The following is a 435-nucleotide window of genomic DNA, read 5'->3' on the forward strand; positions in this document are numbered from 1 at the left end:
CTCCATCTACCGCACTATCTGGAACAATAAATGTACCTTGTTGTTCACCATCTTCTAACGTATTAATGTCGCCAGTTTTTTGAACTACATTACCGTTCTTATCTCTCCACTCAACGCGCGTTGGTAGTGGTGAAATATTTGAACCTATTAAGTCGATATGAACTTCGTCACCTGGAACTGCAGGTTTATCGGTATTATTATATTCCAACACATCTAAGTTAATATCATTAGATGGAACTAATGCAAAATTAACGTTATACCACATTGGATTAGCAACTAAGTTTTGAGCCGGTGCTGTTTGTGGTGTCCATGATAAGTTACTGTTTGGTGCTCTAAATTGAGGACTTGTATAAGATGAATATGCATTCACTACATTACCATCTGGATCCATCACATAACCATACATATAGCTTGTATTTAACGTACCATCTGGGA

Annotated in this window: 1 protein-coding gene; it reads right to left on the reverse strand. The window is 37.2% G+C overall.

Going from position 1 to position 435, the window contains the following annotated elements:
- On the reverse strand, positions 1-435 hold a 435-nt coding region (locus LQ679_RS14675), incomplete at both ends, for a hypothetical protein (RefSeq protein ID WP_239763580.1).

The sequence above is a fragment of the Mammaliicoccus sp. I-M35 genome (assembly GCF_022386455.1).
Lineage (GTDB): Bacteria > Bacillota > Bacilli > Staphylococcales > Staphylococcaceae > Mammaliicoccus > Mammaliicoccus sciuri_A.